We start from the raw sequence: 17,642 nt of genomic DNA, 5'->3' as shown, positions 1-17,642 counted from the left end.
CCCGGGCAGCTTCTCAAGGAAGCACACCAGGCCGTAAACGTTACTTGAACATGTCCACATGCTCGCGCAGAAAAGCATCCAGCGTGCGCGGCTCTCTTCCGAGCAGACGCTTCACGGTATCCGTAGGCTTTTCCGGCAGTGCCACCGACATGGACTGAATTTCCGTCACATGGTTCGCAAGCCACAGAGGCATATGGCCGAACTCCATCAGATCGCGGCGGAGCGCCTCGGGGTCCATATTGATATACCGGACCGGCTTGCCGAGCAGGGCAGCCAGCTTGTCCGCAATCTGCGGATAACTGAAAACCTCCGACCCGGTAAGCGTGTATACATGGCCGGCGGCCTCGCGGTTGGTCAGCGCTTCTGCGGCAACATCCGCAATATCCCGGCAGTCGATGAAATTGCACGCCGCTTCGCCCATGCAGCCGTAGAAAGCCCCTTGGTGGACGACGGTCGGCGCCAGACGCTGTAGGTTTTGCATGAACGCATAAGGACGCAGCACGGTATGCGTGAGCCCGGATTCGGACAAAAATTTCTCGATTTTTTGGTGCCATCCCGCCACGGCTACCGGGGCGCTCGGGTCGTAGGCAGGGCTGGATATTTTTACGATATGCCCGATTCCGGCTTCGGCTGCCATACGAATGATCGAGGTCTCCATCTCGACCTGTCTCGGACTGTTGGACATCGCCAGGAAAAGCTGGCTGGCCCCTGCGAAAGCGCGCCGCATCGACTCAGGATCGGTAGCGTCGGCCGCCGCGACCTCAATCATCGATCCGCCCCACTCCCCAAGCTGATGCCGCAGCTTCTCCGGCTCTCTGCTCAGCGCCCGCGCGGGCACACCGAGATCAACCAAACGTTTCACAAGCGCACTGCCAATCGTACCTGTTGCTCCAAGAATAACAATCATCTTTATCTTCTCCTTTGAATAATTAGTTTTTGGCTGCGGCGAGCCGCCAGCGCCAGATCATGATCGTGCTTGCTATCGCTCCGGACATTGGGAAATCGAGCCATACCCGATCAACCCAAGCCACAGGATCAAACGGCCGCATGATCCCGAACAAATAAGTCGTCGCCCAGGCAGCCAATAAACCGAAGGCAATACCGCCCAAGGTAAAAGTACCCGTGACAATCAGGCGATTCGCGCCGGCAACCCAACGATTTTTGCCTCCCGCGCTTCGCAGCCAGAGGCCCAGCATCCAGGCGATCAAGGCCGATGCTCCGCCAATGGTGGTCAGCGCCGCAATTTGAAGACCCTTGTCGGCGGTAACCAATCCTCCGATTCCCGCCATGACGGCGGGGGAGATATAGGCCATGGCCACTTCTCGCCACAGCACAAAGCTTTTTGCGCGAGAACCGGCAGACGCGATGTAAGGAGCGCCTCCCCGCTTATCCGCGGATTTCATCCTGTTCATGCACTTGCTCCTTTCTTGTGCTCATGTTGTTCGACACTTATTTATGCCACACATAATTAGGAACCTAACTATATGTGGGTGAAAATGGGCTAGTGATACTAGCCCGTTTTACCCTTTGTTTCTGTGTTGCTTTCTCTTGGATTCGCCCGCCGGTTTGTCCGGTTCGATCGTCTCGTCCGTAAGTGCCGAGATGCCTTGCGTTATCCGCCCAAGCAGGTCAAGAAATACGCCGCGTTCCTCGATACTGAGAAGGCCAACCATCGCTTCCAGCCTCGCGAAGTGCTCCGGAGCCATAGCTTGAAGCTTCTTCGCTCCTTCCTCCGTCAGAACGACCGATCTCTGACGGCCATCTTGAGCGCTGGTCCGGCGGGATACGAGCCCGTCCCGCTCCAGAGTGTCGATCAGCCCTGTCATTGTAGCCCGCGTAACACCTAAATTTTCCGCCAATTGCGACGGCAACGCTTCTCCCTCGTTATCCTCCAGTTCGACTAGCACCCGGTATCGCCCTGTCGATAAACCGAATCTTGCAAAATGGACCTCGGAGGCATGCCCAAGCTTCGTTCCTGCTGCCAGCAGTCTGGTAGCAACAAGGATGGCCTGTGCGTCAACATCCAACCCATAACGCTCAATCTGACGCTTCGATTGGACAAGCGAGGGAATCGCATCATTCTGATTCCAAACTTTGTTATCGTTAGCCATGAATATAGTATGGCACCTAACTAATTTGTTGTCAAGAAATTTTTTCTTGCTCAGCGAGTTTGAGCTTGAATCTGGGGATACCGCGAATTAAAATAAAATCGGCTTGCAACCTGCAGTTCGGCAAGGTTATCGCAAGCCATCATCACATGCAAGATATTTGGAGGAGCTATGGGACTGGATATTATCCTATACGATGACAAAGGCGCTAGGGCAGGATTCATTGAAATTCCGAGTAGTTTACACGAAGCTATATTCATGGGAATGCCGCCGCTTTGGAGCAGCTATCCCTATTTAAGCAAAATTAAGGATTACTACAAGACGAATATCCGGTTTCACCAACCCGATCTGCACCATTTTGTCGAAGATTTAAAACAAATCAGATTGTTTATGGATTCCACGTATCACGCAGCGTTGGACTGTTTAATCGATGCCTTGAGTCAAAGCCATATTCAAGCGATCTATGTGGCCGGCGATTAAACGTGAGCCAGTCGCATTGTAGTAGAATAGCTAGGATAAGGTTCTATTTAGCTGCGCTTTTCGGAATAGATTCAATTTCATTTTTTTATCCGATGTACCCTCTCCCGGAGCCACAAAGCAATTCAGGCCATCAGATGTTACTGCCTTTTTGTCAATGGCAAGCTCTAGTATGGAATAAGCTCTAATTTCAAGCAATTTATGAATATCCCCGGAATCTAACATCATCCCTGAATCTATTTTTTTGCGAAAAGAACAAGCCAGATACTCCTTTTCAAAAGCTTTGCTTGTCAATACCGACTTGGCTTTTTCCAGTTGCGACTCTGTCAAAATGTCCGATTTTACCACTTGTATAATAATACTTTCGACACCCAGCGACCCAGAATCAATGAATTCATGAATCATTTCATCAAACAGCTTTGCGTCAATGCTGTCGCCACTTTTCGAGACTCCCCCCTTAAAGTATCGCCATACGAGATGCTCTTGTACTGCCGGAGCGACGGCCAATCTTTTTCTAAAAGAATAAATCATGCTTAAGGCCTCTTCCGAAAGCGAACTGTGCAGCTCCAATTGCTGCCCCAATTCAAGTTGAGTTATTAGATGTTCAAGCCTCTTTATCATCTCTTCTTTCGAATAACGACGGTCTCTCGCCAACTCGTTAATTGCCTTAGATGCATCAGACAAATCGAATCACTTCCCGTTGTAATTTCCGCCTCTTTTGCCGAAAGCTATCCTCTTTGACCTATTATACTCCAGCAAAACTAATGATATTTACTATCTTGCCTAGCTTGCTCAAGGTTCACATGGAGCAATTCGACCCGGAAATCCATCTCCATCTGGTGAATGAGCGTGAGGATATCTTCCATTGTCAACATATGCAACGATTTTCCACACTGACGAACAATACTTTTGAGTGTGAAAATAACTTCTTGGCACGTTTGAATCTGCAACAGCAGCTTAGCTTCTTCACCTAACAAGATCTTATGCTTGGCTACATCTTCCATACTTATCCCTCCCGCCAATGTTTTGATACTTTTATGAGTCTTACTCTTAAGAGTATGTAAATATTATATTACCTTTAAGCGTAAGTTTCAATGATATCTTTTGATTCTTATGCTATAGTAATTGTGAGTTATACTGTTAAACGTAACTTCTCTTTAGTGGAGGAATACCATATGAAAATCAAAATTCGATTGAAGGAACTGTTAGAGGAAAGAGGAATTAGCCAGCGGCAGCTCTCACTAAGAATGAATATGCGCCCCGCAACCATTAGCCATCTCTGTTCTGATTCTGTAGACAGAGTATACATCCGCACGTTGGAACAAATCTGCGATGCCTTGGATATTACCGTAGACCAACTCATTGTCTCGGTAAACGAGAAAGAAGACATAGCCGATAAATAACATACCTGCGCAGCCTTCTATATGGCTGTAGAGCCATCTACTTTCTCCGTGCACCCTATCTTGACGGTGTTTTAGGTATGCAAAAAAGGCCCCTTCCACCTCGTCGTTCAAGTTGGAATATGCCTCTAGAAATCCCGTCGGCAACATCTGATTTTCCCCGCATCCTACACATCAATAAGCAGCTTATAGCGCACACGGTTTCTTTCGCTATGAGTCGTATCGCCAAAGTCTCCCGGACCTGCTTTTGCTAGATTCTGCCCACAACGGACGCTGATTGTAGTAAAATGGAGATGGCATTTTCACTCCACGTATATATAAGAAGTGCGTTGCCGCATACAAACCGGTCAAGGATTGCATTTTGACAGATTGAAGGGATAAGAAAAATGAAACACATGTTAGGTAAATTGCTCAACAATTACTGGAGCCCTTATGCCGCGATGGGAATTGCAGGTGTTTTGAGCGCACTCTACTTCGGAATTACCGGAACCGTATGGGCCGTAACCGGCGAATTCACTCGTTTGGGAGGTCATGTTTTACAGCTTTTCGGCGTGGATATTTCCAATTGGGCCTATTATGGCTTGATTCATATGGATGGAACGACCTTCAGCAGAACAGACGGCTGGATCGTGTGGGGCATGTTCATTGGCGCCTTGATTATGATTTTGCTCAGCAATAATTTTAAGGTAAGAGTTCCGAAGCAAAAGCGCCGCTTGCTGCAAGGGCTGATTGGCGGATTTATCGCGGGTGTTGGCGCCCGTTTGGCTCTAGGCTGCAATCTGGCTGCCCTTTTCACTGGCGTGCCTCAGTTTTCATTTCATGCTTGGATATTTATGATCGCCACCGCAATCGGTACTTACGCGGGCGTTAAAATCGTCAATACAAGATGGTGGAAAGGCAAGCCTGTCCTGCAAAAAGGCAATATGGCCCAAAGCGCTGCCAAGACCAGAAAAATTCAACCTATTGCAGGGACCGTCATTGCTTTGTTATATGCAGGTCTTATCGTTTACTTTTTTATCTCCGGCCGCATGATGTTGGGCGTAGTTGCTCTATTCGGGGCTGCATTCGGCATTTTGATTGAAAGAGGGCAGATTTGCTTTACATCTGCGTTCCGCGATCTATGGATCAGCGGGCGGGCCACTATGACGAAAGCAATCACGGTCGGCATGGCAATTAGTTCCGTGGCGACACTGCTAATCATCCTGATTTACGGTTTGGACCCGATTACCAAGATCGCCGCGCCAAGCACATTTATCGGCGGCGTGCTGTTCGGCATCGGCATCGTACTGGCTGGCGGCTGCGAGACAGGCATGATGTACCGGCTGATGGAAGGACAAGTCGTGTTCTTACCCGTATTTATCGGCAACATTATCGGGGCCACGGCCCTCGCCTACGCTTGGGATCATCTCGGTGTCTACAACGTTCTCGTGCAAAGCGGCGCCAAAATCAATCTGCTCACGAACATGGGGCCGGTCGGCGCGCTGCTGGTGACATTGATCTTGCTGGGAATCGGATATGCCGTAGCCGTATACTGGCAAAAAAATTACCGCTTCGGCGTTGGATTCAAGAAAGGGGACTATAACAATGTCGGTTGAAGTTGATTTCACGTTGGATCTTAGAGGGGAATCTTGTCCATACCCTGTTATTTATACGCTGGAAACATTGCGGGACATGAAGAAGGGGGAGCTGCTTCGTGTCATTGTCGACTGTCCGGCGGCTTTCCGCAACATCCCGGAAGAAGTCGTCAAGCACGGCTATACGTTCGCGCAGGAACCCGTCAAAAATGGGCAGGATTTAAACTTTTATATTCAGGCCTAAAAAAACCAAAGGATTGGGAGCGAATCATTCGCGGCCCGATCCTTTTTCTTATTGTAGCTTCGGCTAACGTCCTCCCTGTCCATCGTGGAAACAATTATTGAAAAACATGATGGCACGATTACCGTGCATAGCGAGCAAGGCGTTGGTACGACATTTGAGGTATCATTTCCAAGTCAACACAAATTACCAAATGGAACCGAACGCTGCAAAAGAGCACAGACAAAGTGGTCGCCTTGCTGAAAACGAACCCGAAGCAGGCGCGGGGTCGTCAGCCAGGAGGCGCTGCCGGCAGGCACGGAAATCAAAGCTAAAATCATCGTGGACCGGCAGGAAGAAGCGATGCGCCATGCCTATGAAACCAATGCAGCCCGTGTCGCCTCCACCCAGCAGCTCATCGTAACGCCCAGCGCCGCGGCCATTGGAATTGCCCTTGTTTTCGGCCTGATCGTAGCCTCGCGGGTTTCGAAGCCGCTTGTCATGGTTAATAGGCAGCTGAAAGAAATTGCCGAGGGGGAAGGGGATTTGACCAAGCAGCTTGCGATCCGGTCGGGAGGCGAGTTTCAAGAGCTGGCTTCGTCGCTTAATCATATGGTCCGGCACCTGCAGGGACTTGTGCGGCAGGTTGGCGCTCATGCGGAACGGTTCGCGGCGTATGCGGTCCAACTCAGCGTCCGCGCCGAGGAAACGAGCCGCATCCGAGCATATTGCGGCCACGGTACGGGAGGTCGCGAGCGGAACGGAAACGCAGAATGAAGCGGTCGGGCATAGCTCCGAAAATTATCGGGATGATTGCCCTGAACGCCCAGCAGACCGCTGCCAAGTCTGGAGACGTCTTCAATGCGATCCAAATGACGGAGGAAGCCGCGCTGCAGGGCAATCAAGCCATCCATACGTCCAATTACCATAGACCAACTTATTGTCTTGGTAAACGAAGAAGAAGACAGAGCTGATAAATAACATACCTGCGCAGCCTTCTATACGGCATATAGAGCCGTCCATATCCTCACACCTCGTCGTTCAAGTTGGAATAAGCCTTTAAAAATCCCGCTGGCAACATCTGTGGCCCCTGGAAAATTGATTTTCCCCCGCTTCCTACTGAGCAGCTATACTTTTCGTTTAGCTATCCATCCATAAAGAGCAATAAACACCATCACTTCAAGGAGTAGTTGGTGCGAAAATCCAATTGCATATAACGAAAGTAAAAAAAACAGTACATTAAAATATGATTGCCAAAAATACTGATGTTCTAGATTTGTAACCTAGCATGTAGTTATTAATAAGATACATCATGTTTAAAATTGGAAGACCAACCAATAGAGTAAAATTCAATCGCATCCCCCTTGTTTTGCACTCTTTTATGATAGGTTATTTTATAAACAACATTGCTCTTGTTAAAATCATCTGCAAAAGGGCTATCTTCGGGCTCCACCCTTTCGATTTTTACTACTCCCCCTCCATTAGATGATATAACCCTTCTTATCTCTTCTTCATGTTTCTCTTCCAATTGATTATGGCTAAAAAGCAATGTAACTGCCGTAATTACTAGTAAAATTATAGATATCCATAATAATAACTTTCGTTTCAAAACAATTTATCACCATCCTTCATCGCTAAACATATTCCGCATAGCCGTGGCACCATTATATGAGAAATTTTGATCTTCCACTCAATAACAAATCCTCTGACCCGCTAAATCACTTCTAGATCCAAGTTGCCTCATTATGAAAAGAACCCAAACAAGGAGTTAGTCTCGTTTGCGGCCATAAAATGTTATTTCTTTTGAAAACTTAAAAATATATTCTTTCCCCGCGGTAAATGTTATACCAACGTAAGATTAGCCGCCTTCAATAAGCATTAATCCGTCTAAATATGATTCTAGTTTAGATGTATCAAGCCACGGTACTTCCTTCTCCCTAACAGCATAGAAACGTAAAACGACCTCTTCACCGTCATAAGAGAGTAGTAGCATAAACTTCCTACGACCGTTGTATTGCCTATAGAGAACAGCCGCCCAGACTTCGAGTATCTTTATTCCGATGTGTAAGATTACATCAGGATGAACACCCTCGTCAAAAATATCATTTAAGTGAATATGGTTATAATCAGCTTCAAATGCTGTTCTATCAGGCATAAACTGATTCGGTAAAAAGTGGCTCGATAGTTCATAATTTCTTCCTTGACTTAGGAGAACACAACCATCCCACTCAAAAAATTTTGGAAATATAATACTCTCAATTTTAATTAAATCAATTGTGAAGTTATTTATTCTGTTATTCTTCATCAAAGAATCAAGGTACTGTTTCATCTTGGAATTAGTTCTCATATTTCACCTCATTCTGGAACATAAGGACTCTACAATTTTTGTCAAAATCCTCTATGATGTGAGTAATTTCACCAAAATCGCGGAAACCCTTACTTGCAAAAAAAGGCCCAAGCTGCGCCTTTCCAAATTTCGCGCGCTTGGGCCGTTGCTGTTTGTTTCTACGCCGTAACCGGCGTAATGTTCCGTGCTTTGAACACTTCGCTGACCACATTCAAGGCTCCGCATGCTTTTGGGAACCCGGCGTAGCCTGCACAGTGCAGGACGATCTCCAAAATTTCCTCCGGTGTCAAGCCGACGTTCAACGCTGCATGCACATGGAACGGCAGTTGCTCCGTCGCCCCCTGCGTGATGAGCGAGGTGATCGTAATAATCTCCCGCTGCTTCAGGTCCAGCGTCTTGCGCGAATACAAATCGCCGAATCCGAAGGATACGATCTGATGTGCCATATCCGGAAAAAAAGCGCCGATATTCCCGATCGTCTGCGCCCCTTCTTCTCCAACCATCTCCACTAACGTCTTCATGCCCCGTTCATACCGCTCGGCATTCGTCAACCGGTCTTCGCTTCCCATCGCACTCACCTCTGCTTATGTATTCATGACCCTCTCCGGTTACCCGCGCGCCATCGTCGGTGGAATTTCCAGCGGGTCGGCCATCACTTCGATCACGGCCGTACGCCTCATCGCCAGTGCCTGCGTCACCGCAGCATACAGCTCGGCCTCGGTCGAGCAGCGGAACGCTTCCGCTCCCATCGCTTCCCCGAACTTGGCGGCGTGCACCGGCACCGTATAATTCGTCCCGATCGCGCGGCCCAGATGCCGGGCCATCCCTTTCTCCACCATATCCAGACTGCTGTTATTCATCACAACGAAAATGACCGGAGCGCCGGCATTTACCGCCGTCGATATTTCCGTGCCGTTCATGAACAGGCATCCGTCCCCGGTCAGGCAGACGATCGTTTTGTCCGGCTCCGCGAGCTGGGCGCCGACGGCGTACCCGATAGCGCGGCCCATCGTCGCATACACTTCTTCGAAGTAGAACGTCCCCGGCACTTCGATGTCAAAGTGCTTCACCGCATAAAAGGAATGGCTGCCCGCATCGCCGTACACCATGGCCTCCTTCGGCAGCGCCGATCGCAAGACACGCATCGTCTGCCGTCCGGTCAGCCACCGGCTCTCCGCCGGCTCCTCCGCTTCGGCGGCCGGTTCCGACGCGGCTGCAACCTCGGCATACGAGCTTGTCAGCTCTACCCGACGGCCATCCGTCAACCGTAGCAGCTCCTGAAGATTGCGCTTCAAGTCTCCAAGCACCGGGAGCACCGGCACGGGCACCGCCTTGCCGATAAACGTCGGCTCGTAGTCGAAATGGATCATCCGCTGCGGGTACATGTCCGGCGTCAGTCCGGGCAGCTCCAAGTCGCTGAGCTGGCTGCCCACGACCATCATCACGTCGACGCCTTCGCTCATATAGGCTTTGGACGTCTCGTTGCCGCCAAGACCGAACGGTCCGAGCGACAGCGGATGCCCGGATACGAACGCACCCTTGCCTCCCGGCATCGTCATCACGGGAATGCTCCATCGTTCGGCCAACTGCTGGAGCTCTTCGTAAGCCCGGCAAGCGTGCACGCCGCCGCCCACGAACAGCACCGGATGCCTTGCCGCATCAAGCCATTCGATCACTTGATCGAGGTTAGCGGAAAGAAGGGCCGGATAATGCGTCGGCAGCGGAATTTGAAAAGGTCGGACTTCCTCTGTCAGAACGTCCAAGGGGATGGAGAGATGGACGGGGCCTTTCACCCCGGTGCAGGCTTGTTCGATCGCATGGCGCAGGTACGTCTCCAGCAGCTCGCCGCGCTCGATGCGCGCGCTGAATTTCGTCACCGGCTCGAACATCTTGACGAGGTCGGTGCCGAACAGCGTGCTGTCCTGCCCGAGCACCTTGCCGATCTCTTTGATCGGTGGCTGCCCAGTCAAGAACAGGACGGGAACCCCCGTCGCCTTCGCTTGTCCTGCAGCGGTCAGCATGTTGATGCCGCCCGGCCCCGCCGTGCCCAGCGCCGCGCCAAGCCGCCCGCCTTCGAAGGCGTAGCCCGCCGCTGCGAATCCTGCACCGCCTTCATGCTTGCTCAGCACGAAGGCGATGCCCTGCCGGTCCATCTCCATGACCAGAGGCGTCACCGGCTTTCCTGGGATGCCGAATACATGAGTAACGCCCCATCGAATCAAATGCTCCACTAATAATTGAGCCACAGTTTTCATGGTGATCCCCTTTTTTTGAAGACATCAATATTTTCTTTTGACCTTCTCCTGCAGCTCCTGAAAATGCAGCTCGAACTTCTCTGCCGGGATCGGCTCGCTGAAGTAGTACCCTTGCACTTCGTTGCATTTTTGGTACTGCAGGAAACGGAGCTGGTCTTTCTCTTCGACGCCTTCCGCAATAACCTCCAGCCCCAGATTGTGCGCCATCGCGATGATGGTGCCGACGATGTCCGAATCGTGGGAATTCGTCATAATATCCCGCACGAACGACTGATCGATCTTCAGGCGGTCGATCGAAAACTTTTTCAAATAATTGAGCGAGCTGTACCCCGTTCCGAAATCGTCAATGCTGATCTGGACCCCGAGACCATGCAGCTGCCGCAGCGTCGGAATCGTATGCTCCACATCCATCGTCATCGTTTCGGTTATTTCCAGCTCAAGGAACTTCGGCTCAAGCCCGGTCTCTTCCAAAATACCTTTGACCGTCTCGGCCAAATATTCTTTGGAAAATTGCTGGGAGGACAAGTTCACGGCGACGCGCATCGGCGGCAGTCCTTTTTCCTGCCAGCTCTTGTTCTGCATACAAGCGGTGCGCAGCACCCATTGATCCATCTGGATAATAAGTCCAGTTTCTTCGGCTAACGGAATGAATTCATAGGGAGACACAAGCCCGCGCTCGGGGTGCATCCAGCGGATCAACGCCTCGGCACCCTTGATATCTCCGCTTTTGATATCGATTTGCGGCTGGTAATACAGCACGAATTCGTTATTGTCGATCGCGCGGCGCAGCGACGTTTCCATCTTGATCTTCTCATGGGACTTCGTCTGCATGTCGTCGGAATAAATGACATATTGATTTTTGCCGCGCTGCTTCGCCCGGTACATCGCCGTATCCGCATGAATCATCAGCATCTCGATGTCGAGACCGTCGTCTGGGTAGAACGCGATGCCGATACTGGCCGTAATATGAAACTCGTACCCGTTCATGTTGAACGGATGCTGGAACAGGCTCAGAATTCGTTCGGCCCGATGGACGACCTGCTGCTCGTCCGTCACGATCGGAAACAGGAACATAAATTCGTCGCCGCCCATGCGTGCCACCAGATCCGTCGCCTCGAGACTGCTTGTCAGCCGCTCGGCAATTTGCTTGAGCAGCAGATCTCCGTTGGAATGCCCCAACGTGTCATTGACCAGCTTGAAGCGGTCGAGATCCAGATACATAATGGCGATACCGGACGGATGCAGCCCCCGCTTCGCCCGCTCCAGCAGAGGGACAAGCACTTGCTTGTAGTACCTGCGGTTGGGCAGCTTGGTCAGATCGTCGTGGTTGGCCAAATAATTGTATTTCTCCTCCGCCTCGTACCGGTCCGTAATGTTCCGGAACTGGCCGAAGGCGCCAATGAGCCGTTTGTACTCGTCATAGATCGGGAACGCGTCGAACAGGCACACCGTGCGCGTCCCGCTCCCCTTGCGCTCGAAGCTGATTTGAATATCTTCGTACTTTTTCCCGTGGCGGATCACATCGTAGATGTATTGCCCCATGGGTTCAAGACACAGCACCGACCTCCCTAGCGTTTGCTCTTTAAACAGACCTGTAAGATCTTGAGCAAAGTGATTAAAATCCGTAATTTCCCCCTCTTTATCGGTGATAATAATGCCGTTGCGCGTATTGTCCATCAGAATCTGATTCATAATGTCCAGCTTGCGGTTCTGCTTGCGAAGCATCAGCTCCCTCTCGATCGAGTCCACGGTGGTGGACAGCATGGTCACCATCAGCGGATTCTGATATTCGAGCGCCGTCATAATGATGAGGCTTCCGAGCAGATTGTTGGCATCGGTATAATGAAAAGCTACGGCGTAGCAGGCGGTTTGATGCAGGTATTCGTGGTAATGATCGGGGCCGATCAATTGGATGGCGTAGCCGCTGTGCTTCAAAGAGAGGTTCACCACATTGGTGCCCATGACTTCCTCGGAGAATTGAATGCCGGTGCGGATGCCGAGCTGATTGATCATGTTCTTGATGGTTTCATCCCCCATCATATGCAGGATGAATCCCCGTGCGTCGGCAACCGACAACAAGATCGGCGTGCCCTTCATCGAATCCAAAATTTTGTTTCCAAAAAACTGGACGACGGACAAGATTTCCTCGTAGTCCTGACGCTTGTCCTCCAGCTCTTTCGGCGTCATCACGACTCTGGGAAACGGAATCTCTTTCGGATTCATCCCCGCATGATCACAAAATGACTTGGACTCCATAATGTAGTTACTTAGCGACATACCCCCACCCTCTTCCAACGTGACATAAGGAATGTGCGATTCCCTTGTACAACGATATGTATATAGTATACTTCGCCACAAGAGCGGCGATAGTGAATAGGGAAACTAACTTTCATGTTCGCTTTATTCTGATGGCGCGTTGAAGTGGCTTAGCGAAAGCGGAAGGTACGGCACCTCGCCGCTTGCCTTGTTCGGGCTGGTTCTCCGTCTTGGCGGTGCGCGGGGGACTGCAACAAAAAAACGGAGGCGTCATGTGCGTCTCCGTTTGTTAGCGTGCGATGATGTACTTCTATTGAATTGCATGCAGATCCATGCTAAAATGGAGATTGGTCGCCACCTATATTGTGGTTCCACTCTTTAAATTTACCCACTATCATATTAACACATGCATCGGCGATTTGTCAAATCTTTTGAAAAAAGGGGCGGTAACGTGGTTAACATGCAGCAAGCGTGGCAGGAAGAGCAGGAGCGGGTCGAACGGGTAACCCGGGACATCGGCAAGCGCATCGATACCCTCCAGCGGGAGGTCGGCGAGCTGAGGTCGGATATCGTCGATATCCGCAAGCATTTTTGGGACGATGTGACCGTCAATCTGGACGCTCCCGACGAAGTCGCAGAAACGTACGCAAGCTTGAAGCAGCAAGCGGAGGTGCTCACCGGCCGCGAGCACAGCCACCGGCACGCCCAGAAGCAACTGACGAAGCTGAAACGATTGCAGACGACCCCGTATTTCGGGCGCATCGATTTTCTGGAAGACGGGGAGCAGCGTGCCGAAGCCGTGTACTTGGGCATCGGATCGTTCCTGGACGAGAGCGGCGAGCAGTTCCTGATCTACGACTGGCGCGCTCCCGTATCAAGCCTTTACTACGACTACCCGCCGGGGCCGGCGCAGTATGAGACACCCGGCGGCCTCATCTCCGGTGAGATGGAGCTGAAGCGGCAATATATTATTCGCGACGCGGTCATCCGCAGCTTGTTCGACACCGGCGTCACCATCGGCGACGAGCTGCTTCAGGAAGTGCTCGGCAAGCATTCGGATGCCCAGATGAAGAGCATCGTCGCCACGATACAGAAGGAGCAGAACCGGATCATCCGCAACGAGCGCAGCCGGCTGCTGATCGTGCAAGGCGCGGCGGGCAGCGGCAAAACGTCGGCCGCCCTGCAGCGGGTCGCGTACCTCCTGTACCGGTACCGGGAAACGCTGAGCGCGGAGCAGATCGTGCTCTTCTCGCCCAATCCGATGTTCAACAGCTACGTCTCTACCGTGCTGCCCGAGCTCGGAGAGGAAAACATGCAGCAGACGACGTTCCAGGAATATTTGGAGCACCGTCTCGGCGATACGTTCCGGGTGGAAGACCCGTTCGAGCAAGCGGAATACACGCTGACGACGGCCGGAGACTCCGGCTATGACGCGCGAATCGAAGGGATTTTGTTCAAAGCGGGCACTTCCTTCATGCATATGCTGGAGCGGTATGCGGAGCGGCTCGGCAGAGAAGGTCTGCTATTCAAGGACGTGAGCTTCCGCGGGGAGCCTATCGTCGCGGGCGGACAGATCGCAGACTATTTCTACAGCCTCGATCCGGCGCTGCCGATTCCGAACCGGATGATCCTGACCTCCGAATGGCTGCTGAAGGAGCTGAGGCGGCTGGGGCGGCGGGAGCGATCCAAGCCGTGGGTCGAGGACGAGATCGAGCTGCTCGACAAGGAAGCGTACCTGCAAGCCTACCATCAATTGCAGCGCAAAAAACAGTATGCCGAAGACACGTTCAACGACTTCCAGCGCGAGCAGGAGCTGCTGTCCGTCATGGTCGTCCAAGAACATTTCAAGCCGCTCCGCGTGAGCGCCAAGCGGCTCAAATTCATCGACATCCCCGCCGTGTACCGGCAGCTGTTCGCCGAGCCGGGACGCTTCGCGGACCTCGCGCCCGAAGACGGCCTGCCGCCGCATTGGGAGGATATATGCAAGCAGACGGCGGAGAAGCTGGAGCGCGGCGAGCTGGCCAGCGAGGACGGGGCGCCGTACTTGTACTTGAAAGAGCGGATCGAGGGCTTCCAGACGAACAACACGGTCCGCCACGTCTTCATCGACGAAGGACAGGACTACACGCCGTTCCAATTCGCATTCATCCGGCGGCTGTTCCCGCGCAGCAAAATGACCGTGCTCGGCGACTGGAACCAAGCCATCTACGCGCACGCCTCCGCCAATACGGACGGCTTCGCGCCGCTGACCTCGCTATACGGACCGGAGCATACGGAGACGAACGTGCTGACGCGAAGCTACCGCTCGACGCGGGAGATCGTCGAATTCACCCGCGGCCTGCTGGCGGACGGCACGGCTATCGAGCCGTTCAACCGCGGCGGCAGCCTGCCGGTCGTCACGGAAGCGGCGGATCGGGCCGATCTGGGCACCAAGGTCGCCGGGCGCATCCAGGTCCTGCTGGCGGACGGCCACAAGACGATCGGCGTCATCTGCAAGACGGCGGCGGAGAGCCGGGAAGCTTACGATGCGCTGCAAGCCGCAGGGGTCCCGCTTCGCCTCGTCGGGACGGAGACAGCCTCCTTCGAGCCCGGCGTGCTGGTGATCCCGTCGTACTTGGCCAAGGGCGTCGAGTTCGACGCGGTCGTCATCTACAACGCCTCGATGGAGCAATACGGCCGGGAAGCCGAGCGCAAGCTGTTCTACACGGCCTGCACGCGGGCGATGCACGAGCTGTACGTGTACCATATCGGCCGTCGGAGCCCGTTTCTGGACGGCGCTTCCCCCGACACTTATACCGCCGGTCATTGATCGGTCGCACGAATAAAGCCTCCGGCGAGCCTATGGATGCTGAGTCCATAGGAGCCGGAGGCTTTTTTAAGTTACGTTATTTCAAGCCGTCCAAGAAAGGACGGTGGCTGTTGACAAAGCCGTAGCCGCTTGCCGCATCCCAGTTGATGGACCAAGTCATCAGTCCTTTGAAGCCGGGATAGCCGGCCGGGTTTTGCAGCTTGTAGCTGCCGCCGAACGACGTGCCCTTGACGAGATACGTGATCGCCCTCTGCACCTCGGCCGCCGATGTATATCCGCCTCCCGCCGCGCTCGGCACCGCAGGTACGCCGATGGCGACCTGCTCCGGACGCAGGGCCGGGAATACGTTGTTCGCATTGTTATTGACAGGGAAGCCCTTCAGCAGCATCTCGGCCATGGCGACGTGGAAGTCGGCCGTGCCTTGAGCGTAAGAGCGGCCGTCAAGCCCCGTCATCGAGCCGCTGTTGTAATGCTGAACATGAATATACGTCAGCTTGTCGCGCAGCGCATGGATGATCGGCAGATACGCGCCCCAAGGACCGCCGTAAGCGCCCATCCCGCCTTGCACGTACGCCGTCTCCGGCGCCATCGTCAGCACGAAGCCGCTGCCGAACGTGCCGCTGAGCGTGCGGACCGCGTCGATCAGGTTCACGATTCCCGGCGTGGTCGGGTTTTTGAAGTCCGTATCGCTGCCGTTCAGCGCGACCGAGCTGCCTTCCAGGTCGATATCGATCCCGTCGAAACCGTACGTCTGGATAATCGAAGTCATCGTGCTGATAAATTGCTGCTTCTTCGTCGCATCGGTCAGCGTAACCGTGCCATTGGCGCCGCCCAGGGAGATCAGCACCTTTTTACCTTGGCTCTTCAAATACGCGACATCCGCTTTGAATTCGTCCACCGTCGCATTGAATGGCGTAAAGGCAATCGTACCGCTGCCCGGAGAAACCGGCTCGGCAAAAGCGACGTTGATCACGTCGTATTTATTCGAGACGTCCCGCAGCTTGAGCACCGAGGAACCGTTATCGAAGTTGTGCCAGTAGCCAACGACGATCTTGCCCCCGCCTCCGGACGGCGCCGGTTCGGTCTTCCCTTGCACGCTCGCTCCGGCCGAGACGTTGCCGGCTGCGTCCTTCGCCTTCACGGTAAACGTATACGTCGTATCGGCAGCAAGCCCGGCTACCGTCGCCGTAGTACCCGCGACGCTCAGGCTGCCGGAGCCGTACTCCACCGTATAACCGGTGACGCCCACGTTATCCGTGGAAGCCGTCCAGGACAGCGAGATGCTGGACGACGTTTTCCCGGTAACGGTTAGATTCGTCGGTGCCGTCGGCGGCTGCGTATCGCCGGACGCCGGGTCCGTCGTCACAGTGACCGCTTGGCTTGCAGCAGACACGTTGCCTGCTGCGTCCTTCGCTTTCACCGTAAACGTATACGCCGTGTTCGCCGACAGCCCGCCAATCGTGGCGGTCGTTCCCGTCACGCTCGCCGCGACCGCAGACCCGTTGTACACGTCGTAGCCGGTGACGCCTACGTTATCCGTCGAAGCATTCCACGCGAGGGTCACGCTGTTGGACGTTTTGCCGGTCGCCTTCAAGCCGGACGGAGCGGTCGGCGGCTGCGTATCCGTTCCGCCGCTGCCGCCGGCCTTCCACAAGGCCGGGACGTTCGGCGGCTCCCAGCCGGTCAGTGATGTATGCGGTTGCAAGCAGGTGTACGTCTGTCCTGAGTAGGTAACTACGTCGCCCGCTTTGTAGGCGGTGTTCGGCTGCCACTCGGCCGCGCCGAGCGCCATCGCCGGAATCAGACTAAGCAGGAGCACAGCGATTATGGTCAACGAAAACGCTTTCCTAAACGTGCGCCGAAGCGCGATTTGCGCAAAGCTCATTCATCAATCCCTCCTGAAATATGGATAAAAACTACCGGAACATCCTCCATCAAACGACGACGACTGCGGCAGGTTCACCCCCTTTCGAACTGGGCTCGTACTCTCATTTAACCATGGCTTCGGCAGGGCAGTAAGGGATACATTCCATTTTTTAGGGGATAAAATTGTGCAAAAAAAGAGAAGGATGCGCGACGCTCCTTCTCTTTTTTCATGGGGTTACAGCCTATTTTCATTTTCAACTTTACCTGCCTCCCCCGTTCGACAGCATGGAGTCCATCTTCACGGCTTTTTCGCTTCGCCATTTGACATGA

General features: G+C 53.1%; 19 protein-coding genes. 8 read left to right on the top strand and 11 right to left on the bottom strand.

From position 1 onward, the window contains the following. Positions 1 to 40: 40 nt before the first annotated feature. The 3 genes from ET33_RS24295 to ET33_RS24285 all read right to left on the bottom strand — a co-directional run bounded on the left by ET33_RS24295 (position 41) and on the right by ET33_RS24285 (position 2,111). On the bottom strand, positions 41 to 907 hold the full coding sequence (locus ET33_RS24295) for an SDR family oxidoreductase (protein ID WP_036688005.1): 867 nt from the start codon (positions 905 to 907) through the stop codon (positions 41 to 43). Between the two features lie 22 nt (positions 908 to 929). Further along, positions 930 to 1,412: a hypothetical protein gene (locus ET33_RS24290; RefSeq protein ID WP_036688003.1), complete on the bottom strand. Its 483-nt coding sequence runs from the start codon at positions 1,410 to 1,412 to the stop codon at positions 930 to 932. A gap of 108 nt (positions 1,413 to 1,520) precedes the next feature. Continuing rightward, entirely contained in the window at positions 1,521 to 2,111 is a 591-nt protein-coding gene (locus ET33_RS24285; RefSeq protein ID WP_036688001.1) for a MarR family winged helix-turn-helix transcriptional regulator, read from the bottom strand. 168 nt (positions 2,112 to 2,279) lie between these two features. Here ET33_RS24285 and ET33_RS24280 point away from each other — a divergent pair, with 168 nt between their 5' ends. Next, positions 2,280 to 2,588 carry a hypothetical protein gene (locus ET33_RS24280; protein ID WP_036687998.1) on the top strand — a complete coding sequence of 103 codons (309 nt, stop codon included), beginning with the start codon at positions 2,280 to 2,282 and terminating at the stop codon, positions 2,586 to 2,588. Positions 2,589 to 2,618: 30 nt separating this feature from the next. On the opposite strand, the gene ET33_RS24275 is transcribed toward ET33_RS24280, so the two are convergent. Further along, a complete protein-coding gene (locus tag ET33_RS24275; RefSeq protein WP_036687995.1) occupies positions 2,619 to 3,269 on the bottom strand; it encodes a hypothetical protein in 651 nt (216 codons plus the stop codon). 77 nt (positions 3,270 to 3,346) lie between these two features. Further along, positions 3,347 to 3,589: a hypothetical protein gene (locus ET33_RS24270; RefSeq protein ID WP_036687992.1), complete on the bottom strand. Its 243-nt coding sequence runs from the start codon at positions 3,587 to 3,589 to the stop codon at positions 3,347 to 3,349. Positions 3,590 to 3,760: 171 nt separating this feature from the next. Here ET33_RS24270 and ET33_RS24265 point away from each other — a divergent pair, with 171 nt between their 5' ends. The 6 genes from ET33_RS24265 to ET33_RS24245 all read left to right on the top strand — a co-directional run bounded on the left by ET33_RS24265 (position 3,761) and on the right by ET33_RS24245 (position 6,753). Next, complete coding sequence (locus ET33_RS24265; protein ID WP_036687989.1) at positions 3,761 to 3,988, top strand: helix-turn-helix domain-containing protein; 228 nt, start codon at positions 3,761 to 3,763, stop codon at positions 3,986 to 3,988. 383 nt (positions 3,989 to 4,371) lie between these two features. Then, complete coding sequence (gene yedE, locus ET33_RS24260) at positions 4,372 to 5,580, top strand: selenium metabolism membrane protein YedE/FdhT (RefSeq protein WP_036687986.1); 1,209 nt, start codon at positions 4,372 to 4,374, stop codon at positions 5,578 to 5,580. Then, positions 5,570 to 5,803 carry a sulfurtransferase-like selenium metabolism protein YedF gene (yedF, locus tag ET33_RS24255; protein ID WP_036687982.1) on the top strand — a complete coding sequence of 78 codons (234 nt, stop codon included), beginning with the start codon at positions 5,570 to 5,572 and terminating at the stop codon, positions 5,801 to 5,803. The genes yedE and yedF overlap by 11 nt, the downstream gene beginning before the upstream one ends. Positions 5,804 to 5,887: 84 nt before the next feature. Continuing rightward, positions 5,888 to 6,043: a hypothetical protein gene (locus ET33_RS40455; protein WP_327204068.1), complete on the top strand. Its 156-nt coding sequence runs from the start codon at positions 5,888 to 5,890 to the stop codon at positions 6,041 to 6,043. A 99-nt stretch (positions 6,044 to 6,142) separates the two neighbouring features. Beyond that, positions 6,143 to 6,556, top strand: a complete 414-nt coding sequence (locus ET33_RS24250; protein ID WP_036687979.1) for a HAMP domain-containing protein — start codon at positions 6,143 to 6,145, stop codon at positions 6,554 to 6,556. Next, the gene (locus ET33_RS24245) at positions 6,553 to 6,753 is read left to right on the top strand and encodes a hypothetical protein (protein WP_036687976.1); all 201 of its coding nucleotides are present in this window, start codon (positions 6,553 to 6,555) and stop codon (positions 6,751 to 6,753) included. Before ET33_RS24250 ends, ET33_RS24245 begins: the two co-directional genes overlap by 4 nt. Before the next feature lie 323 nt (positions 6,754 to 7,076). Here the strand turns inward: ET33_RS24245 and ET33_RS24240 are convergent, their stop codons facing one another. From ET33_RS24240 to ET33_RS24220, 5 genes are all read right to left on the bottom strand, one after another. Beyond that, positions 7,077 to 7,388 carry a hypothetical protein gene (locus tag ET33_RS24240; RefSeq protein WP_036687973.1) on the bottom strand — a complete coding sequence of 104 codons (312 nt, stop codon included), beginning with the start codon at positions 7,386 to 7,388 and terminating at the stop codon, positions 7,077 to 7,079. Between the two features lie 249 nt (positions 7,389 to 7,637). Then, entirely contained in the window at positions 7,638 to 8,126 is a 489-nt protein-coding gene (locus ET33_RS24235; RefSeq protein ID WP_036687969.1) for a hypothetical protein, read from the bottom strand. Between the two features lie 158 nt (positions 8,127 to 8,284). Further along, the gene (locus tag ET33_RS24230; protein WP_036687966.1) at positions 8,285 to 8,695 is read right to left on the bottom strand and encodes a carboxymuconolactone decarboxylase family protein; all 411 of its coding nucleotides are present in this window, start codon (positions 8,693 to 8,695) and stop codon (positions 8,285 to 8,287) included. Positions 8,696 to 8,734: 39 nt separating this feature from the next. After that, the gene (locus tag ET33_RS24225) at positions 8,735 to 10,381 is read right to left on the bottom strand and encodes a thiamine pyrophosphate-binding protein (protein ID WP_036687961.1); all 1,647 of its coding nucleotides are present in this window, start codon (positions 10,379 to 10,381) and stop codon (positions 8,735 to 8,737) included. Between the two features lie 24 nt (positions 10,382 to 10,405). Beyond that, on the bottom strand, positions 10,406 to 12,658 hold the full coding sequence (locus ET33_RS24220) for a putative bifunctional diguanylate cyclase/phosphodiesterase (RefSeq protein ID WP_036687957.1): 2,253 nt from the start codon (positions 12,656 to 12,658) through the stop codon (positions 10,406 to 10,408). A 439-nt stretch (positions 12,659 to 13,097) separates the two neighbouring features. Between ET33_RS24220 and helD the strand changes: the two genes are divergently transcribed. Next, the gene (gene helD, locus ET33_RS24215; protein WP_036688438.1) at positions 13,098 to 15,446 is read left to right on the top strand and encodes an RNA polymerase recycling motor HelD; all 2,349 of its coding nucleotides are present in this window, start codon (positions 13,098 to 13,100) and stop codon (positions 15,444 to 15,446) included. Positions 15,447 to 15,522: 76 nt separating this feature from the next. On the opposite strand, the gene ET33_RS24210 is transcribed toward helD, so the two are convergent. Beyond that, a complete protein-coding gene (locus tag ET33_RS24210) occupies positions 15,523 to 17,331 on the bottom strand; it encodes a fibronectin type III domain-containing protein (protein WP_036687954.1) in 1,809 nt (602 codons plus the stop codon). Between the last annotated feature and the right edge of the window lie 311 nt (positions 17,332 to 17,642).

It is taken from the genome of Paenibacillus tyrphae (genome assembly GCF_000722545.1).
Taxonomy (GTDB): Bacteria; Bacillota; Bacilli; order Paenibacillales; family NBRC-103111; genus Paenibacillus_G; species Paenibacillus_G tyrfis.
The sequence above is the reverse complement of the archived record's forward strand: the minus strand, read 5'-3'. Positions and strand labels throughout refer to the sequence as shown.